23 protein-coding genes and 1 tRNA gene are annotated in these 24978 nt (G+C 58.0%); 9 read left to right on the top strand and 15 right to left on the bottom strand.

What is annotated here, in order from left to right; translation table 11 throughout:
• Positions 1–3: 3 nt before the first annotated feature.
• On the bottom strand, positions 4–1224 hold the full coding sequence (locus HMPREF2692_RS00115) for a L,D-transpeptidase (RefSeq protein ID WP_070822364.1): 1221 nt from the start codon (positions 1222–1224) through the stop codon (positions 4–6).
• Between the two features lie 285 nt (positions 1225–1509).
• Between HMPREF2692_RS00115 and HMPREF2692_RS00110 the strand changes: the two genes are divergently transcribed.
• Positions 1510–1582, top strand: a tRNA-Lys gene (locus tag HMPREF2692_RS00110).
• 369 nt (positions 1583–1951) lie between these two features.
• On the opposite strand, the gene HMPREF2692_RS00105 is transcribed toward HMPREF2692_RS00110, so the two are convergent.
• Positions 1952–3229 carry a glutaminase gene (locus HMPREF2692_RS00105; protein ID WP_061924324.1) on the bottom strand — a complete coding sequence of 426 codons (1278 nt, stop codon included), beginning with the start codon at positions 3227–3229 and terminating at the stop codon, positions 1952–1954.
• A 35-nt stretch (positions 3230–3264) separates the two neighbouring features.
• On the opposite strand from HMPREF2692_RS00105, the gene HMPREF2692_RS00100 reads away from it, so the two are divergent.
• Positions 3265–3828 carry an isochorismatase family protein gene (locus HMPREF2692_RS00100; RefSeq protein ID WP_070822397.1) on the top strand — a complete coding sequence of 188 codons (564 nt, stop codon included), beginning with the start codon at positions 3265–3267 and terminating at the stop codon, positions 3826–3828.
• Between the two features lie 21 nt (positions 3829–3849).
• Here the strand turns inward: HMPREF2692_RS00100 and HMPREF2692_RS00095 are convergent, their stop codons facing one another.
• Positions 3850–4128 carry a DUF3618 domain-containing protein gene (locus tag HMPREF2692_RS00095; RefSeq protein ID WP_061924326.1) on the bottom strand — a complete coding sequence of 93 codons (279 nt, stop codon included), beginning with the start codon at positions 4126–4128 and terminating at the stop codon, positions 3850–3852.
• A 118-nt stretch (positions 4129–4246) separates the two neighbouring features.
• On the opposite strand from HMPREF2692_RS00095, the gene bcp reads away from it, so the two are divergent.
• Both bcp and HMPREF2692_RS00085 read left to right on the top strand, forming a co-directional pair.
• Positions 4247–4717: a thioredoxin-dependent thiol peroxidase gene (bcp, locus tag HMPREF2692_RS00090; RefSeq protein WP_070822395.1), complete on the top strand. Its 471-nt coding sequence runs from the start codon at positions 4247–4249 to the stop codon at positions 4715–4717.
• Positions 4718–4725: 8 nt separating this feature from the next.
• Positions 4726–5358 carry a TetR/AcrR family transcriptional regulator gene (locus tag HMPREF2692_RS00085; protein ID WP_062043479.1) on the top strand — a complete coding sequence of 211 codons (633 nt, stop codon included), beginning with the start codon at positions 4726–4728 and terminating at the stop codon, positions 5356–5358.
• On the opposite strand, the gene HMPREF2692_RS00080 is transcribed toward HMPREF2692_RS00085, so the two are convergent.
• From HMPREF2692_RS00080 to HMPREF2692_RS00060, 6 genes are all read right to left on the bottom strand, one after another.
• A complete protein-coding gene (locus tag HMPREF2692_RS00080; protein ID WP_061924333.1) occupies positions 5355–5786 on the bottom strand; it encodes a holo-ACP synthase AcpS in 432 nt (143 codons plus the stop codon). The genes HMPREF2692_RS00085 and HMPREF2692_RS00080 overlap by 4 nt on opposite strands.
• Positions 5787–5797: 11 nt before the next feature.
• Positions 5798–6562, bottom strand: a complete 765-nt coding sequence (locus tag HMPREF2692_RS00075) for an ATP-binding cassette domain-containing protein (protein WP_061924336.1) — start codon at positions 6560–6562, stop codon at positions 5798–5800.
• A gap of 11 nt (positions 6563–6573) precedes the next feature.
• Complete coding sequence (locus HMPREF2692_RS00070) at positions 6574–7545, bottom strand: ABC transporter permease (RefSeq protein ID WP_201040752.1); 972 nt, start codon at positions 7543–7545, stop codon at positions 6574–6576.
• Between the two features lie 119 nt (positions 7546–7664).
• Positions 7665–8657: a substrate-binding domain-containing protein gene (locus tag HMPREF2692_RS00065; protein WP_061924340.1), complete on the bottom strand. Its 993-nt coding sequence runs from the start codon at positions 8655–8657 to the stop codon at positions 7665–7667.
• A gap of 183 nt (positions 8658–8840) precedes the next feature.
• Complete coding sequence (locus HMPREF2692_RS13055; protein WP_158510293.1) at positions 8841–8996, bottom strand: hypothetical protein; 156 nt, start codon at positions 8994–8996, stop codon at positions 8841–8843.
• A 21-nt stretch (positions 8997–9017) separates the two neighbouring features.
• A complete protein-coding gene (locus HMPREF2692_RS00060) occupies positions 9018–9221 on the bottom strand; it encodes a hypothetical protein (protein ID WP_141741026.1) in 204 nt (67 codons plus the stop codon).
• Positions 9222–9258: 37 nt separating this feature from the next.
• Here HMPREF2692_RS00060 and HMPREF2692_RS00055 point away from each other — a divergent pair, with 37 nt between their 5' ends.
• The 5 genes from HMPREF2692_RS00055 to HMPREF2692_RS00035 all read left to right on the top strand — a co-directional run bounded on the left by HMPREF2692_RS00055 (position 9259) and on the right by HMPREF2692_RS00035 (position 16153).
• Positions 9259–10071 (top strand): HNH endonuclease family protein, encoded by an 813-nt coding sequence (locus tag HMPREF2692_RS00055; protein ID WP_061924348.1) that lies wholly within the window; start codon positions 9259–9261, stop codon positions 10069–10071.
• A gap of 339 nt (positions 10072–10410) precedes the next feature.
• Complete coding sequence (locus tag HMPREF2692_RS00050) at positions 10411–11394, top strand: ABC transporter permease (RefSeq protein ID WP_070822362.1); 984 nt, start codon at positions 10411–10413, stop codon at positions 11392–11394.
• On the top strand, positions 11395–12501 hold the full coding sequence (locus HMPREF2692_RS00045; protein WP_070822360.1) for an ABC transporter permease: 1107 nt from the start codon (positions 11395–11397) through the stop codon (positions 12499–12501).
• A complete protein-coding gene (locus HMPREF2692_RS00040; RefSeq protein WP_070822358.1) occupies positions 12498–14402 on the top strand; it encodes an ABC transporter ATP-binding protein in 1905 nt (634 codons plus the stop codon). Before HMPREF2692_RS00045 ends, HMPREF2692_RS00040 begins: the two co-directional genes overlap by 4 nt.
• Positions 14403–14479: 77 nt before the next feature.
• Complete coding sequence (locus HMPREF2692_RS00035; protein ID WP_061924361.1) at positions 14480–16153, top strand: ABC transporter family substrate-binding protein; 1674 nt, start codon at positions 14480–14482, stop codon at positions 16151–16153.
• Positions 16154–16235: 82 nt separating this feature from the next.
• On the opposite strand, the gene HMPREF2692_RS00030 is transcribed toward HMPREF2692_RS00035, so the two are convergent.
• The 6 genes from HMPREF2692_RS00030 to HMPREF2692_RS00005 form a co-directional block, all read right to left on the bottom strand.
• On the bottom strand, positions 16236–17357 hold the full coding sequence (locus tag HMPREF2692_RS00030; protein WP_061924365.1) for an SPFH domain-containing protein: 1122 nt from the start codon (positions 17355–17357) through the stop codon (positions 16236–16238).
• Positions 17358–17609: 252 nt separating this feature from the next.
• Entirely contained in the window at positions 17610–18854 is a 1245-nt protein-coding gene (locus HMPREF2692_RS00025; protein WP_061924368.1) for an alpha/beta fold hydrolase, read from the bottom strand.
• 68 nt (positions 18855–18922) lie between these two features.
• On the bottom strand, positions 18923–19792 hold the full coding sequence (pflA, locus tag HMPREF2692_RS00020) for a pyruvate formate-lyase-activating protein (protein WP_061924371.1): 870 nt from the start codon (positions 19790–19792) through the stop codon (positions 18923–18925).
• 3 nt (positions 19793–19795) lie between these two features.
• Positions 19796–20047: an autonomous glycyl radical cofactor GrcA2 gene (gene grcA2 / locus HMPREF2692_RS13465; RefSeq protein WP_061924374.1), complete on the bottom strand. Its 252-nt coding sequence runs from the start codon at positions 20045–20047 to the stop codon at positions 19796–19798.
• A gap of 59 nt (positions 20048–20106) precedes the next feature.
• Entirely contained in the window at positions 20107–22197 is a 2091-nt protein-coding gene (gene pflB, locus HMPREF2692_RS00010; protein WP_062043470.1) for a formate C-acetyltransferase, read from the bottom strand.
• Positions 22198–22697: 500 nt separating this feature from the next.
• Complete coding sequence (locus HMPREF2692_RS00005) at positions 22698–24860, bottom strand: LamG-like jellyroll fold domain-containing protein (RefSeq protein ID WP_070822356.1); 2163 nt, start codon at positions 24858–24860, stop codon at positions 22698–22700.
• Between the last annotated feature and the right edge of the window lie 118 nt (positions 24861–24978).

Genomic DNA, 24978 nt, shown 5'->3' with positions numbered 1-24978 from the left:
GCTTTAAGCGTTCGCGTTGGTATTGCCCTTGGACCAAGTCTCCCAGTCCATGTTCCAATCGCCCAAACCATCGAATGGGTTGAGCTGCGCACCGCCAGTGTTGAAGACGCGGACGATGTCGCCGCGCTTGACCACAGACTGGAACCACTGCGCGGCCTCCGGGGAGAGGTTGATGCAGCCGTGGGACTGGTTGTAGACGCCCTGTGCGCCGATGGACCACGGTGCGGAGTGAACGTAGATGCCGGAGTAGGACATCTGCGTAGCGTAATTGACGGAGGTGCGGTAGCCGCCGGCGTCGACAGTCAGGCCAAAGGTGCTGGAGTCCATGACCAACGACTCGTACTCATCGCCGATGATGTAGCGGCCATTCGGAGTATCCCACTGGCCATCGGTGCCCAGGGAAACCGGAATCTCGCGCAGCAGTTGGCCGTTCTCAAATACCTTCATAGTCTTGGTGGCGTTGTCCACCAGGGAAATCACACGGTCACCGATGGTGAAGTTGGTGGAAGCGTCCTCGCCGCCATAGATGCCGCCGCCCAAGTTGCGGCCGTAGAGATCAACGTTGACCTCAACCTTGGTGCCTGGCTGCCAGTAATCCTTCGGACGCCAGCGCACTTCCTGGTCATTGATCCAGTAGAAGGCGCCTTCAACCTCTGGGGTGGTCTTGACGGTGATTGCTTCCTCGGCAGCCTTGCGGTCGGTGACGTAGTTGCCAAAGCGCACGCCGATGACCTGACCAACGCCCACTTCGGCGCCCGGAATCGGGGAAAGCGCAACCTCAGAGACACCCGCCGCCTGCGGGGTGCTGAAGGTGATGGTCTTTTCGTTTCCATCAACGTCGGCGGCTTTGATTGTGTAGGTGTGGTTATAGCCCAGAACCTCATCGGTGGACCAGGTCTTCGCGTCAGAGGAAAGCTTTTCCGCAACCTCAACGCCAAGCTCATTGGTCATGGTGACGGACTTCAGCTTACCCTCGGTCTTTACCGTGACGAGCTCGGAAGGATCGACGTCTTTCGCACCGTTTTTAACGGAGAACTGCAGATCCTTTGCCTTTGGCGCTTGCGATTGCTCTGCACCACCCTGACTGCCATCAGCGGACGCGGCTTGTTCAGCGGCATTATCTTGAGCGGAAGAATCAATGGTGCACGCTGCCGCAACAGTGGCTGTTAGGGCTACAGCGGTAGTGGCAAGGACACGACGAGCGAGAGGGAGGGAATTAAACACTTGGGCCCTTTAAAATTTGTGCATATAAGACGGTCAGAATTTCTCAATTAGCGTATATCGCACACCTTCAAAACACCACACGGCGCTTCACGCGTTAATCAATTGTTATAAGAAGAACACCCCTTCCCCGCCCGCCTTCTTCGACGGCGAATCTGGAAGCCCCATAAACCATCATAAAACACCCTAAAAACACACAATGGCCTGGCGATTTTACAGTTTTGAATAGTGGGTGTTAAAGTTATTTCTCGTTGCACGGCAGGCAAACAAACCAGCCAGACAACATAGGCGCCATTAGCTCAATTGGCAGAGCAACTGACTCTTAATCAGTGGGTTCGGGGTTCAAGTCCCTGATGGCGCACAACACAGAATCTCGCGGTTTCCTTTCACGGAGGCCGCGAGATTTTTTATTCCGCCACCTCAGCCGAGGCACCGCAGCCCCGCCAGCAAACAGTTATATCAGCAGAAGCGGCGCGATTTTACCTTTTTAGAAACGGCTCGATTCGCCCCACGGAAAGCGCCCTTAATCTTCGCCGGAATCGGCCACCCGCCTGGACTCCAAAAGCCGGCAACCTAGATGGTGAGGTCGATTTTCCAAATGGTGAGGAAAGGATGGTGAGGTCAGCCGTCACCAGCCCCACCAGTTAACACGCGCCCCATTGACTGCGGGGCGACCTCACCATTTGCCACTGCGGGCGCAGGAGGAGGCAGCACCACGCCACAGAAAGCGTTAGATTGGCTCGCCCGCAATCTGATAGTCCTCCGGGTCGCCAACTGGAACCTCGGTGCCGTCGGACATCTTGAGGTCCTCGAGCTCGTGGTCTGGGTCCACCAGCTCGATATCGAAGCCCGACTCGCGGATGCGGCGCAGGCCCTCCTTCAACATGCGGCGCCCCATGCGGTTAGTCGCGGTGACGTTGGAAAGCTCCAAGACCACCTTGGCGGTGCTCAGGTCATAGCGCTCCAACTCGTGCAGGACGGTTTCCGCGGCGTTGAAGTTGAGCACGCCCTGCAGGTAGATAACCGTCGCGGTATCTTCGTCCACGATGCGGCGGATTGGCTGCACGCCATAGCGCTCCTCAGTGGACATCAGGTGCAACCCCATGTCCTTAGACAAAAGCTTGAAGGCTTCCACACCGCGCACGGAATTGCCCTCCTCATTCAGACGCGGCGAGAAGGTAGCCACACCCAGCTGGCCCGGCAGCGTACCCAGTAGGCCACCTGCCACGCCCGACTTCGCCGGAATGCCGACCTCCGCCATCCAGCGACCCGCGCCGTCGTACATACCTGCCGAGCTCATCAGCGCCAGCGTGAGGCGGCAAACGTCGGCATCTAGGATCTTGTCATCGGTTATCGGTTGACGGCCGCCGTTAGCCAGCGTCGCAGACATCACCGCGAGGTCTTTGACTGTCACGCGGATAGAGCACTGCCGGGTGTAAGTCAGCACCGCATCGTGGGCTTCATCCTCAATAATGTTGTAATTGCGCAGCATGTGCGCGAGCGCGAGGTTGCGTTCCGCGTTTTCAAGCTCAGAGCCGGAAACGCTTTCGTCAATATGCAGCTCATGACCCGCCAGGCGAGACATGTAGCTGCGGATACGCTCAACACGTTCATCGACGCCCGAGTCCACGCCGTTGATGAGCTGCGTGACCGCAATTGCGCCCGCGTTGATCATCGGGTTGACCGGGCGGTGGTCGTCGCGGTTCAAAGACAACTCATTGAAGGCCTCACCGGAAGGCTCCATTCCCACAATCGAGCGCACCGCTTCCAGCCCCAGCTCCTGCAATGCAAGCGCATACACAAAAGGCTTAGAGATGGACTGCATGGTGAACTCGATATCTGCATCACCTGCCCAATAGACATGGCCAGTGGTGGTGCACATCGCCGCGCCCAGGTAATCCGGGTTCGCAACCGCAAGCTCTGGAATATAGTCCGCTACTTTTCCGCGTTTATCATCACGGACATGGTCAAGGATTTCCCGTAAGTAAAAAGGAATTGGTGTTTTCATCTCGCTCTAGCTTACGGATGACTATGCTAGCCCGCATGAACAGCACTCCTCAGGTTCTTGTGATTGTGGACGTACAAAATGACTTCTGCCCCGGCGGCGCCCTCGCAACAAGTCGCGGCGATGCGGTAGCCCGCGACATCGCAAAGCTTGTGCGTGAAACGCCGTATGACATCGTCGTGGCTACGCAGGATTGGCACATCGAGCCGGAGGGGCACTTTGCCACCGAGCCGGATTTCATCGATACCTGGCCGGTGCATTGCGTTGCAGGCAGCCAGGGTGCGGCCATGCACGCTGCGCTTGCCGACGCCCCCATCGACGCCTACTTCCACAAAGGCGCCTACACCGCTGCCTACTCCGGCTTTGAGGCCGAGTGCACCGACGACGGAGCAAGCCTCGCGCAGTGGCTGCGCGACCGTGGCGCAAAGAGCCTCGACATCGTGGGGATTGCCACCGATCACTGCGTGCGCGCCACCGCTCTCGATGCATTAAAAGAGGGCTTTGGCGTCAACGTTCTCGAAAATTACTGCGCGCCGGTGAGCGAAGAGCGCGCAAAAAAGACCTTTGCCGAACTGCTAGAGGCAGGGGCAAAGGTCAGCTAAAGCGGTTAAATCCGCGCCGAGTTAGCGGCGCTCAGCGAGCAGGCGCTGCAGTTCCTTCAGGTCGTTCTTGCGACGCTTGGAACGGAATACAGAAAAAGCGATAAGGCCAGCTACTGCTGCGCCAACGCCGGCGAGTGCCATCTGTACGTTGCGGTCCTGCAGCTTCTCGGTTGCGGCGCCCTTTGCGTCATCAACCAAGTTCTGCGGCTTGCTGCGATCCGCGAGCTCGTCGAGGGTGCTAGCCAGCTGGCGGCGGGTGCGCTCGATGTCGCGCTGAATGTCGTTAATGTCGCGTGCCACGTTGTAACTCCTGAATTTGTTTTCGCATTAATGGCGTTAATGGCTCAGCTTCCACCGAGTCAATCAAAGAATAAGTCTACAGTGTTTGCCCGCCGGTGTGCACGGTATGGTTGAGGGCATGACTGAAGCAAAGCGTTTGGAAATCGGAGATACCGCCCCCACCTTTACTTTGAGCGATGACGAAGGCAACTCCGTCAGCCTTAGCGATTACGCAGGAAAGCGCGTGCTTGTGTACTTCTACCCGCGCGCCAATACCCCGGGTTGTACCAAGGAGGCTTGTGACTTCCGGGATGCTCTCGAGCAGCTCAATGGTCTCGACATTGCCGTCGTTGGCATCTCCCCTGATAAGCCGGAGGCCTTGGCCAAGTTCCGCGCAGACCACGAGCTGAACTTCCCGCTGCTTTCAGATCCTGACAAAAAGGTCATGAGCGCATACGGCGCATTTGGTGAGAAGAAGAACTACGGCAAGGTAGTCCAGGGCGTTATCCGCTCCACCTTCTTGGTCGAGGCCGATGGCACCATCGTCCAGGCACTCTACAACGTCAAGGCCACCGGCCACGTGGCTCGCGTGATGAAGGGTCTTTCCTAAACAAACAGATGAGCACTAAGCAGGACACAGAGCTGCTGGTTCCCCGCCGGCGTCCCGCCCAAGCACGCAGCCGCGAGAAGTTCAATCGAATCCTCAAGGCTGCGCGAAGCGTGCTTGTCGACGTCGGCTTTGAGTCCTTCACCTTCGACGAAGTCTCCCGGCGCGCCGAGGTTCCCATCGGCACGCTGTATCAGTTCTTCGCCAATAAATACGTGCTCATCTGCGAACTAGACCGCCAAGATACCGCGGGCAACCTGGAGGAAATCCGCCGCTTCTCCGAGCATGTCCCGGCCCTGCAGTGGCCGGATTTCTTGGACGAGTTCATCGACCATCTGTCCCGTATGTGGCGTGAGGATCCTTCGCGCCGGGCAGTCTGGCATGCGGTGCAATCCACCCCTGCCACCCGCGCTACCGCCGCCGATACCGAGCTGCAGATGCTCAAGCCCTTGGCGGATATCTTGGAGCCGCTTGCCCAGCAGATGAGCTATGACGAACGCATCGAGCTTTCTGGGTTCTTGGTGCACACGGTGGTCTCCATGCTCAATTACGCGACTTCAGGGGAGCCGGAGAGCTTTGATGACGTCGTGCGCGAAATCAAGCGCATGCTCATCGCCTATCTCTTCGCTGTAGCGACGAGCTAACCAGCTGAAGCAATCTGCAGCAGCACCGTCGCAGTGGCGTAATCACCATCGTGGCTAATGCTCAGCGAGGTGAAAAACTGGCCCAGGCTGGCTGCGGCGCGCTCGCGGATTGCGCCTTTAAGCGAGATAGCTACCCTGCCCCAGGCATCGGGCTGGACCTCAATTTCTGCCCAACGCACCTCATCTTCCGCAAGCACCGGCGGGCGCCCATAGAGGGCCTGCGACCACGCTTTGATGAAGGCTTCCTTTGCCGCCCAGCGTCCGGCCAAATGCTCAGCGCGGCGCTGTGGACTCGGCTTCGTCGCTGCCACGCGCAACTCCGTGGGGCTAAAGACGCCCTCGAAGCGAGTGCCTGGCAGCTCCAGCTGCTGGGCAAACTCGGAGATACAAACGAGGTCCGTGCCCACGGCGAAGGTTGCTTGGCTCATGGCCGCTTATTCTAGCTGGCCAACTCCGCCTTGAGGGTTTCCATCTCTGCGCCACCGGCCATCCACTTCGTCAGCTCTTCGACGCTCGCGTCGGCCTTGTCAGCGTTCAGTGCCACCTCGCCAAGGTTCAAGACCACGAAGCGATCTCCCACCAGGTAAGCGTGCTGCGGGTTGTGGGTAATAAAGACCACGCCCATGCCGCGCTGCTTGGCCGCCGCGATAAAGCGCAGCACCATGCCTGATTGCTTGACGCCTAGTGCCGCAGTCGGCTCGTCCAGCACGATGTAGCGCGCGCCGAAGTAGATGGCGCGGGCAATCGCGACCACCTGGCGCTGCCCGCCGGAAAGCGCCTCCAACTCGACGTCGATGTCGGGCAGCTCCACGCCCATCTGCGCCAGCTGCTCGCGGGCGATGGCGCGCATCTTATTCTCCTGCAGGCCGCCGAAACGGCCCGTGAGCTCTTGGCCTAAGAAGAAGTTACGCCAAACCGAAAGCTGCGGCACGAGTGCCAAGTCTTGATAGACGGTGGCAATGCCCGCGTCCAACGCGTCGCGGGGGTTAGAGAAGGTGGTGGGCGCGTCGTCGACAAGCAGCTGCCCGCCTGTTGGAGTGTTCAGGCCGGACAAAATTTTTATCAGCGTGGACTTGCCGGCGCCGTTATCGCCCAGCACGCACGTGACCGTGCCAGGGACCAGTTTCATGGAAATCCCGCGCAGCGCCTGAAAATTGCCGAATGTTTGCTCAATCTCACGCAGCTCAATAGCTGTAGTAGTCATGATGGTCTGCCCTACTTTCGCTTGTTGAAATTAGCCACGGAACTATTGGTCAGCACCGCAAACAGCAACATGGCGCCGAGGAAGAACTTGAACCAGTCCGGGTTCCAGCCGGCATACACGATGCCTTGGTTGGTCATGCCGAAAATGACTGCACCAATAGCGGTGCCCACGGCCGTACCGCGCCCGCCAGTCATGGAGCAGCCGCCGATGACGGCCGCGATGATGTAGAGGAACTCGTTACCAATGCCTTGGCCCGCCTGGATGGAGTCAAAGGCAAAGAGGGTATGCATGCCGACGAACCATGCGGCGAAGCCGACGAGCATAAACAAAATCACCTTCACGCGGCGCACCGGAACGCCTACCGCGCGCGCTGCTTCTGCATCGCCGCCGACGGCAAAGACCCAGTTACCAAAGCGGGTCTTGTACAGCACGAAGGAGGCCAGCGCCACGAAGAAAATCCACCACAAGACGGTGGCACGAATGCTGAGTGTACCGATGTGGATGGTCCCGGCGAATATGGTCTGCGCTGTGGGAAAGCCCTCCATATCCGCAATGGACGGGGTGGCAACCTGGCCGGTAATCAGCTTCGTCACTGCGAGGTTTAAGCCTTGCAACATTAGGAAAGCAGCGAGAGTGATAAGGAAGGAATCAATCTTCGTGTGCACCACAAGCAGGCCATTTAAGGCACCGATGGAAAGCGCGACCAGCAGCGAGAGCCCCGCGCCTACCCAGGAGTTTAGGTGCAGGTTGTAGTTGAGCATGGTGGCCACCAGCGCCGCAGTGGTTACGGCAACGCCGGACGATAAGTCAAACTCGTTACCAATCATCAAAAGACCCACGGCGAGCGCGACGATGCCGAGCGTGGAGCTGGCATAGAGCACCGTGGAGAAGGCCTCCATCGAGCGGAACGAGGGCGCGACTGCCATAAACAGCGCGAAGATGACGAGCGCGCCGAGCACGCTGGCCAGCTCGGGGCGGCGCATGATTCTCGTACCCAGGCTGCGCTTGTGCAGCCTTCCATCCGCGCTTGGCGACGCCGTATTTTCCTCACCCTTTGCCGCATCTTTAGCCGCGGTGTTTGCTACTTGCGTGGTCCGAACTGTCATCGCAGGCCTTCCTTCGCAGATTCAGAAATCACGTCGACGTTGTTCTCGTCAACGAAGGATGGGCCGGTATAGACCGGGCGTCCACCGCCGACGGTCGAACCATTGCGGTGCGCAAGCCACAGCGCATCAACTGCGAGGTAGCCCTGCATATAAGGCTGCTGATCCACGGCCCAGGCGACGTCGCCTTGGGCGATGGCGTCGACAAGCTCAGCGTTGGTATCGAAGGTGGCGACCTTGGCGGATGCACCGGCGTCGGCAATAGCGTCGACCGCGCGAAGCGCGACGGGCGCCTGGAGCGCCATGACCCAATCGATGGACTTATCCTGAGCGAGCTTCGCGTTCAGCGTGGACTGCGCGGCGGTGAGATCCTGACCGTTGACGTAGAGCAGTTCCACCTTGCTGCCCTGCCCCTTCTTGAGACCCGCGCAGCGGTCCTCCTGGGACTTGTTGCCTTGCTCGTGGATAACGCACAGCGTGTGCTTCGCGCCCTGGGATTTCAGGCGCTCGCCCGCCTTGTTGCCAGCAACCTTTTCTTCTTGACCAAAGAAGGCGCTCATGCCGTACTTTTGATACTCATCCATGCCGGCGTTCAGGCCGACGGTGGGAATTCCAGCCTCGGAAGCTTTCTTGGCCACTGGGCCGATGGCGCCCGCGTTCGGCATGGTTACGGCGATGCCGTCGACGCCGGAATCGATGGCGGATTGGACGAGGTTAGCCTGGTTCGGTGCCTGCGGGTCGGAGGAGTAGCGCAGCTCGATGTTGTCTTTCTTGGCAGCGTCCTCGGCGCCCTTGCGGACCAAGTCCCAGTAGGTATCACCGGGGGCGCCGTGGGAGATCATCGACACCACGATGCGCTCGGTGTCCACTCCCCCGGCGAGGCCGCCTTCTTCGTCAGCACGCGGGGCACCACCAGTAGCCGAACATCCCCCAAGTGCGACTACCAAAGCCACAGTTCCCACAATCTTGTTTGCTTTAACGTTGAACTTCACTCTTGCATAGTGCCCCACCGCAAGCAGCTACTCAAACCCCATGACCTGCATCTTTATCGTTTCAGACGGAACACGCTGGCACTTTCGCGGCGAATTTCACCCCCGTTTTGCGCGAACGACACACAAGAAGAGGGCTACCCCACAAGCTGGGGTGCCCTCCCTAAACCGCGGTCCTAAAGGTTTTTATCCTTTCCCAGGGCTAAGCACACCAACCTGGGCGGCGGCGAGATCGTCTGCGAGTGGCTCGAGGACCTCTTCCGCCTGCAGATTGGGAAGCCAGGCATAGCCCTGGCCTGAAAATGACAGCGCGAAGGGTTCGCCGTCTAGGTGGTTGACCAAGCGTTCGCCTGTGAAATGCGGCTAGAAATCACCCAAGAACTGGGAAACTAGCTCTTCAGCACGCTTTAGTTCCACGCGCGATTGGCCCCGGCGCACGCCTTCCCCGGCAGGACCTTCGGGCTCTACCTCTGCATAAATCTCGCATGCACTCGCCGGAACCACAAGCGCACTGCGGACAATCCCGCGCTGTTGCGTGTATTCATCAAAGAACCTATCGATACTCATTACCGGCGCCAGTCTAGCCGCTAAAATCATCCCCATCATGGCAGCCCGCTCCCCTTTTCGCCCGTACTACATAGTCGGCATCCTCAACCTCATCGTCGTAGCTCTCGTCATCTTTGGCGCAACTCTCGACGCCCCGACTTCGTCCACCTCAGCGACTGCGCCCACAACCACTGCAAACGATAGTCTGGACAATATACCCAACAACCCCACGGCACCGGCTCCAGCAACAGCTTCAGACGCAGCTTCGGCAGCACCCGAACCCCCTGCGACACCTGCACCAAATCCAGCATCAGAACAGCTCAACGCTCTGCCGGTTAAGGGCCGCGCGCCAAAGACTGACTACGAACGTGAGCAGTTCGGGCAGGCGTGGTCTGACGATGTCACAGTGGAATTTGGCCACAACGGCTGCGATACGCGAAACGACATTCTGCGCCGTGACCTCGTAGATATCACGCTCAAAGAAAACACTCATGACTGCGTGGTCCTGACAGGTACGCTGCACGATCCCTATTCCGACACTGAGATCAGCTTCCAGCGCGGGCAAGGCACCTCCGAGTTGGTACAGATTGATCACATCGTGCCGCTTGCCGACGCCTGGCAAAAAGGCGCCCAAGAATGGTCACCAGAAAAGCGCCGCGACTTTGCCAACGACCCGCGCAACCTCCTCGCGGTCGACGGCCCACTTAATCAGCAGAAATCCGCAGGCGACGCAGCAACCTGGCTGCCGCCAAGCAAGGAATACCGCTGCACCTACGCGCAGAAAATCATTGAAGTTAAAGCTATCTACGGACTGTGGGTAACACAGGCCGAACATGACGCCCTAGCTAGCCAGCTAGCTACCTGCCCTTGAGCTACCCCCACATTCTACCTGCCATGAATCTGCATATTTTGTGCATAGTTTGACCCTAAAATAGGGCACACCTTTTAGACAATAAGCCTGTATGCCGCGGGAAACGTGAGCACCCAAGCAAAGCAACGGCCGATATCATGCCCTGGAATAAATACAATCCGGGGCTAATAAGTTTTACCCCCAAACTTTAAAAAATTGGGCAAATAGGCGGCCAACCCTTTTCCAATTTCCTAGTATCAACGTCAGCGAAATTGATAGTCAAGTCACATTTTCTCCCATATGTGTCGAGGGACTCAAAGACGCAACTCTCAACTGTCGACTCTGCGAACGGAAAACCCGATGTTCAAATACATCCTGAAGAAGACCGCTAGCTGGTTGCTAGTTATCTTCCTCGCGACCAACATCGCTTACCTTCTCGCGGCCACATTCCTTGATCCGCGTTCCAATTACATTGGCCGTAACCCGCCTCTTCGGCCAGAAGAAATCTCCAATATCCTCCAGCCATTGGGCCTCGACCCAGAAACACCCCTCCTCGAGCGCTGGTGGAACTGGTTTAGTGGGATTTTGTTCCACTGGGACTGGGGCAGCTCCCCTTTGGGAGACCCAGTCAGCGCCCAAATCGGCCACCGTGCGCTCGTGTCTGCCCAGCTTCTCCTCCTAGCAACCGTGCTTTCTGTTGTCATCGGTGTTGCTTTGGGCGTCTACACCGCTGCGCGCCAGTACAAGGCTGCCGACCGCGTATGGCAGGGCATATCCATCATCACGATGAACACCCACGTCGTTGTCGCTTCTATCTTGGTGGTCGCAGGTGGCCTGTGGCTAAACCGTGTGACTGGGCACCGCATCGTCTACGTCACTGGCTCTGCTAATCCGGACACCACTGGTTTTATCCCCAAGCTGATCGACTACGCCCAGCACCTCATCCTGCCCACCATCGCCCTGGTCGTCATCAGCTACGCCGGCTACCACATGATGCAGCGCACTCTCCTGCTGGACAACCTCAATGCCGACTACGTTCGCACTGCCTGCGCGAAAGGGCTAACCCGTGCTCAAGCCATCCGCAAGCACGCACTAAGAACCTCGATCATCCCGGTGGCAACGTCAGTTGCTTTCTCTGTGCCTGGAATCTTCACTGGCGCGATCATGACCGAGCAGATCTTCGCGTGGAAAGGCATGGGCCAGTACTTCATCGAAACCATCAGCCGCAACGACGTCAACGGCACCACCGCGGTCGCCGCCTTCGGCGCAGTGATGATTGCATTCTCTGCAATTCTTGCTGACCTCGTCGTTGTAGCACTCGACCCACGAGTGAGGGTGAGCTAAATGTCCCCAGAGAAAAAGTCCACGACTCCTCGCGCTTCGGCACGCCACCCAGAACGCCATCGCCGCAACGACCTCGCTATCGACTCCGCGGCGGATAACCTCGGTGTTCGCCCACACACCGCCACGGCCGACTTCAGCATGGCCTCGGAGCCAAGCGCCCAATCTGCACTGGCTTCCGGTGTTGACGTCGATGACGCCCAACGCCGCCAATTCACAGGCAACGACGGAGACGAAAAGGAAGAGGTATTCCGCGGCACGTCGAAGCTGAAGCTGTACACGCGGCGCTTCTTCCGCAACAAGTTCGCTTTAATCGGCGCAATCATCTTCCTGCTTCTAACCTTGCTGTCTCTTTTCGGCGGCCTTGTTGCCAAGTGGCCTTTCGACGAGCCTGACTTCTTGAACCTCGCCACAGGGCCTTCGCCGGAGCACTGGTTTGGCACCACCGATTCCGGCAACGACCTCTTCGCCCAAACCGTGCACGGTCTGGGCCGATCGCTCATCATCGCGTTGGTCGTCTCCATTGCCACGACCGTCCTTTCGGCACTCATCGGCGCGGCCGCAGCCATGTACGGCGGACACATCGAAAAGGCGATTCTGGCTATTATCCACTTCTTGCTCGCCATCCCGACCTTCCTGCTCATCGCCCTCGTGGTGGCAGACTCCGGCGGCGACTGGAAGCTGCTCATCGTGGTCCTCATCGCCTTTGGCTGGATGTACCCCGCCCGTGTTATTTGGGTGATGGCGCTGTCCGTGCGCGAAAACGACTACGTGCGAGCGGCCGACTACATGGGCGTATCGCGCTTTCGCACCATCGTTCGCCACATCGTGCCCAACATCGGATCGCTGCTCATCATCCAGTTCGCACTGGGCGTCGTGAGCACCGTCATGTCAGAAACAGCACTGTCCTTCTTGGGTTTGGGCGTGAAGCTTCCCGACGTCTCTTTGGGCACGCTGCTTTCCGTCGGCGCCAACGCCGTCGAATCTTCGCCTTGGCAGTTCTACTTCCCAGCGGGCGTGCTGACCCTACTCACTGTGTCCATGGCATTCATCGCGGATGGCCTGCGCGATGCCATTGACCCCAACTCGAACTCCGGAGGCCGAGCATGACAACGCCTACTACCCCATTGCTGCAAGTCCGCGACCTCGCCGTCACCTTCCCTTCTGAGGCAGGTTCGGTCCACGCCGTGCGTGGCGTCAACTTCGATCTTCTGCCTGGCCGCACCCTCGCCATTGTCGGTGAGTCCGGCTCCGGCAAATCTGTGACCTCCATGGCGGTGATGGGCTTGCTGCCTGAATACGCCAAGGTGGAAGGCTCCGTAAAATTCAAGGGTACTGAGCTCATCGGAATGTCCGACAAAAAGATGTCCGAAATCCGTGGCCAAGACATCGCCATGATTTTCCAGGATCCACTCTCTTCGCTGACTCCCGTCTTTTCCATCGGTGACCAGCTCAAGGAAGCCATCCAGATTCACCGCTCACTATCGGATAAGGAAGCCGAGCAAGAGGCCATCCGCCTTCTGGATTTGGTGGGTATCCCTGAGCCTGAAAAGCGCATCAAGTCCTTCCCGCATGAATTCTCCGGCGGTATGCGCCAGCGCGTGGTCATCGCTATCGCGATGGCCAACAACCCCAAAGTCATCATCGCCGACGAGCCAACCACCGCTCTCGACGTCACCATCCAAGCGCAGATTCTTGAGGTGCTCAAGGTCGCCCAACGCGAAACCGGAGCAGCGGTCATCATGATTACCCACGACATGGGCGTTGTGGCGGGCACTGCTGACGATGTCCTCGTAATGTACGCTGGCCGCGCCGTCGAATATGGCGACGTAGACACCATCTTTACCAACCCCAAGATGCCTTACACAGTGGGACTACTCGGTTCTACCCCGCGCGTGGACAAGTCAAGCGACGAGCCGCTGGTGCCCATCAACGGCACCCCGCCGCGCCTAATCGAGATTGTGCCGGAATGCTCGTTTGCTGCCCGCTGCCCCGTGGCACAGGAAGGCTGCTGGAAGCAGGAGCCTGAATTGCGCGCGCTTGACGACGCCCCGCAGCACGCCGCTGCTTGCCTGCGTTCCGATGAGATCAATCAGGGCAGCATCGGTGGCGAGCGAATGTACCCGCTGCCACAGATTTCCCCCGATGCCCTAGGCGATACCCCGTATGACGAGCGCCCCGTGACCCTAGAGGTAGAAAACCTCGTCAAGGAATTCCCGCTCATCAAGGGCGCCATCCTCAAGCGTCGCGTGGGCACCGTGCATGCGGTCAACAACATCAGCTTCACAGTGCACCAGGGCGAGTGCTTCGCCATCGTGGGCGAATCCGGTTCCGGCAAGACCACCACCCTGCTGGAAATCATGGATCTTAACCCACCTAAGGGTTCCACCATCGTTGTTAACGGCACCGACACCTCCGGTCTTAGCAGCTCAGCTCGCCGCAGCCTGCGTAAAGACATCCAGATCGTCTTCCAGGACCCAATGAGCTCGCTGAACCCGCGCATGACAATCCGCGAGATCATCGCGGAACCACTGGAATCGTTGGGTTACGAAGGCGACGTCGGCAAGCGTGTGAGCGAGCTAATGAAGCTCGTCGGCTTGGAATCTCATCAAGTAGACCGCTTCCCGGGGCACTTCTCTGGCGGTCAGCGTCAGCGCATCGGCCTGGCCCGCGCACTGGCTACAAGCCCGTCAATCATCGTCCTCGACGAGCCTGTTTCTGCTCTGGACGTGTCCATCCAGGCCGGCATCATCAATCTGCTGCATGACCTGAAGAACCGCCTGGGCATCTCCCTGGTCTTCGTAGCTCACGACCTATCCGTGGTGCGCAATCTTTCCGACAAAGTCGCCGTCATGTACAAGGGCGACTTCGTGGAATACGGCGCCACCGACAAGGTCTTCGATAACCCGCAGCACGCATATACCAAGGCGCTGCTGTCCGCTATCCCTATCCCGGATCCTGCCGTGGAACGCAACCGCAAGCGGGTGATCTACGAGGAACATGCCTCCTAGAAACCCCACGCTCGACCTAAAACTTAATATTTCATCTCTTTGTAATTCCTCCCCCTCTCACAAGGAAGATTCGAACCATGAACCTTAAGCTCCGTAATGCTACTTTGGCGGTCATCACTGCCTCCGCTCTCGTCATCTCCGGCTGCTCTAGCAGCGATTCAGGCTCCTCGGGCGAAGCCATCGACGTCAAGCTCAACGGTTCCTACAACCCAAAGGACCGCTCCGAGCTGAAGGAAGGCGGCGAACTACGCCTGGCACTGGATGAGATTTCCCAGCAGGAAAACCCATTCCAGGCTGACGGCACCCGGTATACCAGCGATGTGTGGAAGTACTACAACCCGCAAATCGGGCTTTTCGACGGCTCCGGTGAGTTCCACCCCAACAACGACTACATCACCGACATCAAAGAAGAGGAGAAGGACGGCAAGACCGTCATCACCTACACCATCCATGACAAGGCCCAGTACAACGACGGCACGCCGATTGACTGGAAGTCCTTCGAGCACACCTGGAAGTACAACAACGGCGAGGACGAGTCCCTCAATGTCTCCAGCACCGAAGGTTACGAGCTCATCGAATCTGTGACCAAGGGCAAGACCGACAAGCAAGCTGTGGTCACCTACAAGCATGCATACCCATGGTGGCAGGGCCTGTTCAACTTCTTGCTTCCTCCGCAGGTCGACTCCGCAGAGAAGTTCAACAAGGCATACCTGGGCAAGCTGCGCCCAGAGTGGGGTGCTGGCCCGTTCAAGGTCGACAACGTCGACTTCGTCGGTGGCACGGTTTCCTTCGTGCCAAACGAAAAGTGGTGGGGTGACAAGCCATTCCTGGACAAAGTCACCTACCGCCAGATGGAAGACCAAGCTTCCATCAATGCCTTCAAGGCAGGCGAAATCGACGCCACCGGCGTGGGCAATAAGGATCGCCTAGCTGCGGTTAAGGACATGAATGACATTGAGATCCGCACCGCAATGATGCCTTCTAACTCCCTGATTGTTTTGAACTCTGGCAACGAGATGCTGAAGGACATCAAGGTCCGCGAGGCAGTGTTGACCGGCATCGATCGCTCCCAGTTGGCAGCCATTCGCTTCAACGGTCTCAACGGTTACAAGGAAGAGCTGCCGGGCTCCCTCAACCTCTATCAGACCCAGAAGGGCTACGAGGACAACGTTGGTGCCGTCGTGAAGTTCGACGCCGAAAAGGCCAAGTCGCTGCTGGAAGAAGCCGGCTGGAAGGAAGGAGCCGACGGAATCCGCGAGAAGAGCGGCAAGAAGCTCTCGCTGCGCTATACCCTGCTAGGTGACAGCGTCATTAGCAAAGCAATGGCCACCGCAACGCAGAAGATGCTCAAGGACATCGGAATCGATCTGAAGGTCGAAGAGCGTCCTTCCTCCGACTTCTCGGAGATCGCCACCAAGAAGGATTTCGATATCTTCCCGATGGGGTTCACCGCCGGCGATCCATTCGGCATCGCGTACTTTGGTCAGGTCTACCGCTCCGACTCCGAGCTGAACAAGTCCGGCACCGGTACCCCGGAGATGGATAAGAAGATCGAAGAGCTGGCCAAGATCGCAGATCCTGACGAGCAGATCAAGAAGGGCAACGAGCTGGAGCGTGAGGCTCTGTCCACCTATGGCATCATGCCTATCTACAACGGCCCGGCCATGGTCGCTACCAGCCCGAAGCTAGCTAACTTCGGTGCTGCTTCCTTCGCTGTACTCGAGGTCGAAGACATCGGCTACACCGAGTAAAGCCTCAGCCGCAAACAAAGCTGGCTCCACTCGTTGACAATGAGTCATTGAGTGGAGCCAGCTTTTTGTTTTAGTAATCGCCCTAGTTATCGCCCTTGAGCTGGTCACGCAGCTCGTCGAAATACTGGCGTGCCGTCTGCGGTGTATTGCTCTGTGGTGCACCGCCGGAGTACGGCGGCTGCTCAATAGCTTGCGCGCTCTGTTGGGCTTGCTGCTGCGCCTCGCGCGCCGCCTGCTGCGCGCGCTGCGCCTTCTGCGCACGCAGCTGCTCCAAGCGCTCGCGCTGCTCGCGGTCGAGCCCACCAGAGGCTTCGTTGTTAATAGCCTGAGTCGACAGCAGTACGTCGCGCATGCCGCCGAAGAGATCCTGCATGCCGCCTGGGTTGGACGGCATGTAAAGGACGTTAGTGTGAGAACGGTCGGCGACGTCGACCATCGCGTCCAGGTACTGGGAAACCAGCATCAGGGTCTCTGGGTTTTCCTGAACGCCAGCCGCACGCAGCATCTCGTACTGCTGCGCGATACCCTCGACAATTTCCTTACGCTGCTCAGCCACACCGCGACCCTGCAGCTTCTTTGCCTCAGCGGCGCCCTCGGCTTCTTTAACCACGCGAATCTTCTCCGCCTCAGCCTGTGCGATAGCCGCCTCGCGCTCACGCTGCGCAGCGTTAATGGAATTCATCGACTCGCGCACGCGGGTATCCGGACGAATATCGGTAACCAGGGTGTTTACGAAGTGCCAGCCATATGCAGCCATGTTATCGCGCAAAGAAATTGCGACGTTCTGCGCGATGGTGTCCTTGGATGAGAAGGAATCATCCAAGTCCATATTGGCAACCGAGGAACGAACGTTATCCTGCACGTAGGCCACGATCTGCTGTTCGTGGTTGGAGAGCATGTAGTAGGCCTCGCGCTCGCGGCCTTGAACAACCTCGTATTGAACGGCGACCGGAATCTGAACGAAGACGTTGTCCTTGGTCTTGGTCTCCACCATGACATCGAGCTGGCGCACCTGCAGGCTGATCTTGTCGCGCACGCGATCAACCCACGGCAGCTTGAAGTGCAGGCCAGCGTGCGCCACGGTGACGAACTTGCCTAGGCGCTCCACGATGGCCGCCTCTCGCGTGCGGACAATGAAATAACCATCAAAAATGGTCAAAACAATCGCCAGCAGAACAACGCCAACAACAATCATTCCGATCATTGGTTCTTCCTCTCGTTCAATTCCTCATTCAATTCTTGATTTACTCCTCACCTTTCCACACCTTGAATAAGTGCGCGAGTAGAAAAGAAGAAACTTAATGAAACTGCTACCGAATAAGACAAGGGGCTATGCAGCGAGCGCCAAGTCCGCCGTCTGCTTTCCGTCTTCCACTCTATGCAGCGTCGTGCCGACACCGCCAGGCGCAGGAACTGATCGACGACCGACCGGGGCCGGCCGACGCAAACGGACGTTCTAGTGGTCATCAACCAAGTGGAAAAGGTCGCCCAGAATGCCCTCGCCGTCGTGGCTGATTCCGTTGTGTTGGAACTTGTTAGTCACCATTGGGCGCAGGTCACGGTAGGCGCTAGCGGTCTGCATCGCCTCTTCGAAGGGCACGAAGATGTCATCCAGATAGACAGCTGCGGCGGCCTGCACCTCAGCGTTGCCCAATACCGCGGCGTCGTAAGGCGCAGCATCCCACTCAAACTGCGCCAACGCTTCTGCCGAATCCTTGAACGCATGCAGCGCCGGATCCTCATCGAACTGCCACGGGAAGATGTGCTCGCCTGTCAGCCACGTGCCTGACTCGGCAAACTCCGGGAACTCCTCGCGCACGCGGTGCGCCGCCCAGCCCGTGACGTGCTGGCCGCCCACACTGCCATAAATGGATTCGTGGATGGCCGCATACAATGGCCCACCCTGGAAGCTCACGCGAGCACCAACCTCGTGGAGGAAATCGGAGCGCAAGTGCTTCTCCCCACCCACGGTGCGGAAAGGCTCCTCAAGCAGGTAGCCCAGGGAATCGAATCCGGAGCCGCGGCCCAGCTCGATGCCGATGGTGCGGAAGCGAAGCGAGCTCAAGCGCTCCCCAGTAGGCAAAACCTCCTGCGAGTTGTCCAGGTGATCGATGATTTCCGCGATGCGCTGCTGCGCGAAAGGTACGTAGTCGAAGAAGCGCTGTTGGCGCACTTTGAGCTTGGTGAACGTGGAACGGTAAAGATCGTCTGCGCCCTTGTCCAAGGTCGGTAGGCCGCCGGTCAGGAAGGCCTTGTCCACTGACTCGGGGAACAAGGAGACATAGCTCGTGATGCAGAATCCGCCAAAGGACTGGCCGAACAAAGACCACTTGTCGATGCCAAGGTACTCACGCAGCCGCTCCGCATCGCGCACGATGTTGTCCTGGCGCAGTAGTTTAAGGCGATCGACGCTTAAGTCGGCGGCGTCGGAAAGCTCATCAATGCGATAGCTGCGCCCCGTGCCACGCTGGTCCATCAAGATCCAGCGAAACCGCTCCAAGCCCTTCCCAATAACGCCCGTCGGCCCCAGTGGACGCGGGGCTGGGAAGCCTGGCCCGCCCTGGTTATAGAGAATGGCGGGCTTATCCGGGTCACCGATTTCGCGGGCATAGAGCTCAAACGTGCCCTGTTGCGGGTCGTTGTAGTCCCAAGGGACGGAAAGTGTGTGCTCTTTTACTGGATATCCGAAACGGCGAGTCATGGATAAAAGTTTAGCGCTGTACCAAACGGCACAGCGCTAAAAACTTTTCTTATTCAGGGAACACTCGTTTAGTAAACGGTGAAGCCCTTGTCGCGGAAGACGTCACGAATTGCTTCGATATCCTCCGGCTTTGGCGGCTTCGTATCCTCAAGGGTGTACGGATAGCCCAGTTCATGCCACTTATCAGCACCCATGTTGTGGAACGGAAGCACCTCGATACGCTCGACGTTGTTGCTCCAACGCCCCACGATCTTGGCGACGTTTCGCACATTTTCCGGGGAATCCGTCAGGCCTGGAACCACCACGAAGCGGATCCACACCGGCTTACCCATCGCCGACAGTCGGTCACCGAAATCGATGGTTGGCTGCAGCTCGCGGCGAGTGACCTTTTTGTAGGTTTCTTCGTCGCCAGACTTGACGTCGAGAAGCACAAGATCGATGTTTTCCAGGTCTTCGTCCCGCAGGCGCGTACCCAAAAAGCCCGAGGTATCGATGGTGGTATGGATACCCGCATCGTGGACTTCCTTGAGCACGCGGCGCGTGAACGCAATCTGGAACAACGGCTCGCCACCTGAGATGGTCAGACCGCCACCGGAAGTCTTGAAGATGGGCTTGTAGCGCTTGATGCGCTTGACGACGTCCTCGATGCGCTCGAGGGTGCCCACCTTCATCTCCATGGTGTCTGGGTTGTGGCAATACTGACAGCGCAGTGGGCAACCGGACATGAACATCGTCATGCGGGTACCTGGACCATCGACGGAGGTCACCAGCTCCCAGGAGTGCACCAAGGCGATATCGCCAGTACGGCGTGCCTCCATGAGCTCCGGGCGCTTGATCTCGTCGAGGGAGTTATCGGTACCTAGGCCGGCGGCCGCACCGCGCACCTTCTCGCCCGCTTGGGGGTCGAGGTGCACGACTCCAGTAATGCCATCAGCCATTTTTTATGAACCCTGGTGGAAGGTACGGGAGATAACGTCGAGCTGCTGCTCCTTAGTCAGCTTGACGAAGTTAACTGCGTAGCCAGAAACACGGACGGTCAGGTTCGGGTACTTCTCTGGGTGCTCGACAGCGTCCTCGAGGGTTGCCTTGTCCAGAACGTTGATGTTTGCGTGGTACAGGCCCGCGTTCATCTGGTGCTCGTCGCGGTTAGCCTTCATGTCTGCCAAGCGCTCGTCGAAAGTTGGGGTTGCCATGGTGATACTCCTTGAAGTGAGTTGAGGTTGAATGGGGGAAACTTGATTGCCGGGGTGGCTTACTCGGACTCCATGATGAAGCCTGCGTCCAGCACGCCCACCAGGTTGTCGATGCGCTCCTCCGGAGTGCGGCCGAGACCAGACGGGGTGATGGTGTTGGTCAGCGAGATGCCGTCCAACGCATCCTTGTAGTCCAGCTTGCCCACCGACAGCATGGAAGCGACCATGCCGTGGCTGTCAGCGCCGTTCTCTGGGTTTGCGCCCGGCGCGAACGGGGTGCCTGCCTTGTGGCCGGATGGGAAAGCACCGGTTGCCTTGCCGTAGACCACGTTGGAGGTAATGGTCAGAACGGACTGGGTTGGAATTGCGTTGCGGTACATCGGGATGGCCTTAATCTTATCCATCACGGTGTGGACGATGGTTGCGGCGATGTCGTCGGCGCGGTCATCATCGTTGCCGTAGAACGGGAAGTCGCCCTCGGTCTTGTAGTCAACGATGAGGCCGGACTCGTCACGGACCGGGTACACCTTGGCGTACTTGATGGCGGACAGGGAGTCAGCCACGATGGACAGGCCAGCGATGCCGCAGCCCATGGAGCGAACGATGTTGGAATCGTGCAGCGCCATCTCGACTGCCTCGTAAGCGTACCTATCGTGGCAGTAGTGGATGATGTTCAGAGCCTCGACGTAGGTGCCGACTACCCAGTCGAGCATCTCCTCGTACTTCTTCCAAACCTCGTCGAAGTCGAGCGGGCCGTCGCCCTGGATAGCGTCGTAGCCCTCAACAACCTGCTTGCCGGTAACCTCGTCGCGGCCGCCGTTGATGGCGTAGAGCAGGGCCTTTGCAGCGTTGACGCGAGCGCCGAAGAACTGCATCTGCTTGCCAACTTCCATCGGGGAAACACAGCAAGCAATCGCTGCGTCGTCGCCCCACTGCTCACGAATCTGCCTATCAGACTCGTACTGAATGGAAGAAGTGGTGATCGAGATGTGAGCACAGAACTTCTTGTAGCCCTCTGGCAGTGCTGGGTCCCAGAAAATGGTGATGTTTGGCTCTGGTGACGGGCCAAGGTTGACCAGGGTCTGCAGCAGACGGAAGGAGGTCTTGGTGACCATGTGGCGGCCGTCATTGCCGAAACCAGCGTCAGACCAAGTTGCCCAGTATGGGTCGCCGGAGAAGATCTGGTCGTAGTCCTCGGTGCGCAGGAAGCGAACGATGCGCAGCTTCAGAACGAGATGGTCGATGATTTCCTGTGCGTCCTCTTCGGTGATGATACCGGCTGCGAGGTCGCGCTCGAAGTAGCAGTCGAAGAATGCAGACAGGCGGCCGATGGACATTGCGGCGCCGTCCTGGGACTTGATGGAAGCCAAGTAGCCGAAGTAGGTCCACTGAACAGCTTCGTGAGCAGTCTTTGCAGGACCGGAGATGTCGAAGCCGTAGGACTGAGCCATGGCCTTGAGCTTCTTCAGAGCCTTGATCTGCTCTGCATGCTCCTCGCGGTAGCGTGCCCAGTGTTCGCTGAATCCGAGCTCGCCGACCTCATGCTTCTTAGCGTCCTTCTCGGCAATCAGGTAGTCGACACCGTAGAGAGCCACGCGGCGGTAGTCACCGATGATGCGGCCGCGACCGTATGCGTCAGGCAGACCGGTGATGATGTGTGATGATCGAGCCGCACGAATACGTGGGGTGTAGATATCGAAGACGGCGTCGTTGTGGGTCTTGCGGTAGCGGGTGAAGATCTTCTTGATGTCTTCCTCCGGCTCCTTGCCTGCCTCACGGATGGCCTGCTCAACCATGCGCCAGCCGCCGTTTGGCATCATGGCACGCTTGAGCGGAGTGTCGGTCTGCAAGCCGACGATGACGTCGTCATCCTCAGAGATGTAGCCGGCCGGGAAAGCATCGATGTCGGTTGGGGTGTGGGTGTCGACATCGAAAATGCGCTTTTGGCGCTCTACTGACAGGTAGTCCTTTTCGAGGGTGTCCCACGTGCGCTGGGTCTTTTCGGTTGGGCCCGCGAGGAAGGAAGCGTCTCCATCGTACGGAGTGTAGTTGCGCTGGATGAAGTCCCGGACGTTGATGCCTTCAGTCCATGGACCAGGCTCGAATCCTTTCCAGGCTTCAAACTGCAGCGGTTGCGTTGCGGTGGTCACGATTGTGACTCCCTTCTTGTTTGACACATTTCATTCAAGTGATTCGGGGCGCCTTGCCGCTGTTTCCTGTCACTGTGTTCCGTACGTTTCCTAGCGGAAACTTTGGTCTCACCCTTAAGCGACGAGCGCCTCTTGTCTCCAATTTTAGGAGCCGTGACTGCACCCTCCTACTTGAGCAATTGTGCAACAGAGCACATCCGCGTTTATTCGATGCCCACGCAGGTCATCAATTTCATAAAAGACGGACATACCGTTTAGATCGGGGGTAAATTGCCCCCGATCGTAAGCTTCCCCACAACGCATTGATAGCTTTTTTATCAGCAATTTCCGAATTACCTGCCGATCGGAAGAAAACCATTGTTGCGAATTTCTATAGCTAAACACCAGCTCAGATTCTTAATGCACATAGTGTTCATTTACTTCAGTAACAGGATAAATCGGGCACAAAATCACATTCTGCGCCCGATTGTTTCCACTTCCGATCGCGATTTTCGCAAGCTTTAGAAAGGCAAGCGTGGCAGCGGAATTCCCAGTGTTCGGCTCAAGAAATTCGCCAGCGCAAAGCCTCCACCGACTACCGCCAAAAGGCCCACCAACACCGCGGCTAGGACGCCGCCGCTACTCGACGCCCCGCTCGACAGGCCCGCCGTAGAGCCAGTGGAAGACCCGGCTGCCGATCCCGAAGCCGATCCCGAAGCCGACCCGGTAGTAGATGCACCAGCATCATGATCCCGAGCAGTTAGCCACTGTTCCTTATCCAGCACGCCGCTGCTCAGACGGGTCTCGCCGATCCAGCCGTACCACGGGTCTTGTGGGTGGCCTTCTCCGCGGCCTGCGCCCATTACCCACTGCAGGTCACGCGGCAACAGCCCCTCCGCTCCCTTGGCATTACGCAAAATCGGCGCACCGTTGATGAACATCTCCACGGTGTCCTTTTCTGGGTCGTTGACCACAGCAATGTGCATCCACTCGTCCTTCGGCACCTCGTGCGACCACACAGTCGAGCCGCTTCCTTCTTCCGGCTCTGCCCACCAGCGCAACTCCCGCAGGTTCGACACACCGAACATCACGGTGGGATCAGTATCCGTCGAGCCCGGTACCAACTTGGAAATCTGCGAATCCCGCGAAATCGCACTGCCCCAGCCATGCTTTTCGCCATCAAAGTCCTCCGGCAGCTTCACAAAAGACTCAAAGGTATAGCCCGAATCGGAATCAAAGCGATTAATAGCTGCATCCTTGGCCGACTTAAACTCCGCAGTCGTAGGTTTGCCGGCCGGGTCAGCCCAATAAAGCGAGCCGCTATCCGACGACAATGGGTGATGGTCCGAGCTATACGTCACCCGGTCTGCGCCAACGACGCCGCCTTCACGATGCAAGTCACCCTCACCCGCAATATCCGGAATGATGGTGCCAGCGCCGGCAGGTGCGCCGTCGTTAAGCGCTGCACCTTCCTTGTCCATTGCCTCACCTGGACGCCAATGGAAGACAGTGTTGTCATTTTTCACAAAGTCATCCGGACCCTGCGGAAGCTCATCGGCCTTAATTTCGTATGGCCGATAACCGGCAGACACGATATCGCGCGCCTCCTGCGCCAAATCGCCATTGTTTTCATCACCGACCTGGAACTGCGGGTCAAAATCAGCGAAGCGTTCCGCGAAATTGAACGGAATCTTGTAACTATCGCCCTTGCCCTCCAAAATCAGCTCATCGAATTGCGTGAGTTCTTCCTGGGGCTTCTGCGCGACCCATGGCGAAAGCGCTGCCATCTCGAGTTCGTTGCCGGTGAGATCAAACTCAAGGACGCCCAAAAGGCCGTTTCCGCCCTGATAGGCCATCTGATAATCCTGCAAGATAGCTACAACATCGTGTCCGTAGTCGTTCTTGTCCACTCGGTAGCCTGCGCCATGGTGATGACCACCCATGGTGAGGAAAATCTGGTCGTTTTTACTGATGAAATCGTCCCACAAGTGCTTGCCATAATCGTCTGAATAGAAAACCTCACCGGAGCCATCAATGCTCAAGACCTCATGGGTAGTCAGGATTACCGGAAGGTCAGGGTGTTCATCGATAGCCTGCTGCGCCCAATCCAGCACCTCGTTGTTGGCGCGCCATGCAAGGGCCAAGACCAAATACTCTTGGCCTTCGGCTTCAAAAATGTGGTACTCGGAATCAGAATCGACCCCAGTGAAGCGTTCCTGGAACGTCGAGTTGGCCTCCTTGGCGCGGTCAGCCCCAAACCACTGGTTGAAAGGCTGGTAGGAAGCATCGCCGGTCAAGTCGTGATTGCCAGGAAGGATGGAGTAGTTAAGATCCGACTGGTCGAGCGTACGCATCGCCTCGTCGGCGACCTTCCACTCCCCTTCCACATCAGACTGGTCCACGACATCGCCCAAGTGAGTAGCAAACTGCATATTTAGGGCGTCTTTGTTTTCCGCAAGCCATTCGGTTTGCGCCCGATAAGGCTCACTTCCGTAGCGCTCCTGCGCGAGGTTGCCAGTCTCAGGGGTGGAATAGCGAGAGTAGAACTGCGTATCGGGAAGCACGCCGAGTGTAAAGCGTGAGCCTTCCGAAGCAGACTGCGCCAGCGCATGTGGGGCAACGAGGCTGCTTGCGCACAGCGAAGAGATAACAAGAATGCCGATTTTACGATGCGAGAGGACCATGAATTTTCTCCGTTTGAGATTCCGGGGGACCTCAAGAGCCTAAGAAACTTAGGTTGCGAAAGTATTACCTTCACGTGAAATGTTGGGCTAAGTAGCAAAAAGTGTGTCTGATTCCAAG

The sequence above is a fragment of the Corynebacterium sp. HMSC036D03 genome, from assembly GCF_001836185.1.
GTDB lineage: Bacteria > Actinomycetota > Actinomycetes > Mycobacteriales > Mycobacteriaceae > Corynebacterium > Corynebacterium simulans.
The sequence above is the reverse complement of the archived record's forward strand: the minus strand, read 5'-3'. Positions and strand labels throughout refer to the sequence as shown.

Bases quoted from the DNA above. Each gene is read 5' to 3' on its own strand.
- HMPREF2692_RS00005 (WP_070822356.1), bottom strand. From the start codon at position 24,860: ATGGTCCTCTCGCATCGTAAAATCGGCATTCTTGTTATCTCTTCGCTG.
- HMPREF2692_RS00085 (WP_062043479.1), top strand. From the start codon at position 4,726: ATGAGCACTAAGCAGGACACAGAGCTGCTGGTTCCCCGCCGGCGTCCC.
- HMPREF2692_RS00075 (WP_061924336.1), bottom strand. From the start codon at position 6,562: ATGACTACTACAGCTATTGAGCTGCGTGAGATTGAGCAAACATTCGGC.
- HMPREF2692_RS00045 (WP_070822360.1), top strand. From the start codon at position 11,395: ATGTCCCCAGAGAAAAAGTCCACGACTCCTCGCGCTTCGGCACGCCAC.
- HMPREF2692_RS00025 (WP_061924368.1), bottom strand. From the start codon at position 18,854: ATGACTCGCCGTTTCGGATATCCAGTAAAAGAGCACACACTTTCCGTC.
- HMPREF2692_RS00035 (WP_061924361.1), top strand. From the start codon at position 14,480: ATGAACCTTAAGCTCCGTAATGCTACTTTGGCGGTCATCACTGCCTCC.
- HMPREF2692_RS00070 (WP_201040752.1), bottom strand. From the start codon at position 7,545: ATGCGCCGCCCCGAGCTGGCCAGCGTGCTCGGCGCGCTCGTCATCTTC.
- HMPREF2692_RS00100 (WP_070822397.1), top strand. From the start codon at position 3,265: ATGAACAGCACTCCTCAGGTTCTTGTGATTGTGGACGTACAAAATGAC.
- pflA (WP_061924371.1), bottom strand. From the start codon at position 19,792: ATGGCTGATGGCATTACTGGAGTCGTGCACCTCGACCCCCAAGCGGGC.
- bcp (WP_070822395.1), top strand. From the start codon at position 4,247: ATGACTGAAGCAAAGCGTTTGGAAATCGGAGATACCGCCCCCACCTTT.
- grcA2 (WP_061924374.1), bottom strand. From the start codon at position 20,047: ATGGCAACCCCAACTTTCGACGAGCGCTTGGCAGACATGAAGGCTAAC.
- HMPREF2692_RS00055 (WP_061924348.1), top strand. From the start codon at position 9,259: ATGGCAGCCCGCTCCCCTTTTCGCCCGTACTACATAGTCGGCATCCTC.
- HMPREF2692_RS00040 (WP_070822358.1), top strand. From the start codon at position 12,498: ATGACAACGCCTACTACCCCATTGCTGCAAGTCCGCGACCTCGCCGTC.
- HMPREF2692_RS00030 (WP_061924365.1), bottom strand. From the start codon at position 17,357: ATGATCGGAATGATTGTTGTTGGCGTTGTTCTGCTGGCGATTGTTTTG.
- HMPREF2692_RS00105 (WP_061924324.1), bottom strand. From the start codon at position 3,229: ATGAAAACACCAATTCCTTTTTACTTACGGGAAATCCTTGACCATGTC.
- HMPREF2692_RS00050 (WP_070822362.1), top strand. From the start codon at position 10,411: ATGTTCAAATACATCCTGAAGAAGACCGCTAGCTGGTTGCTAGTTATC.
- HMPREF2692_RS00060 (WP_141741026.1), bottom strand. From the start codon at position 9,221: ATGAGTATCGATAGGTTCTTTGATGAATACACGCAACAGCGCGGGATT.
- HMPREF2692_RS00080 (WP_061924333.1), bottom strand. From the start codon at position 5,786: ATGAGCCAAGCAACCTTCGCCGTGGGCACGGACCTCGTTTGTATCTCC.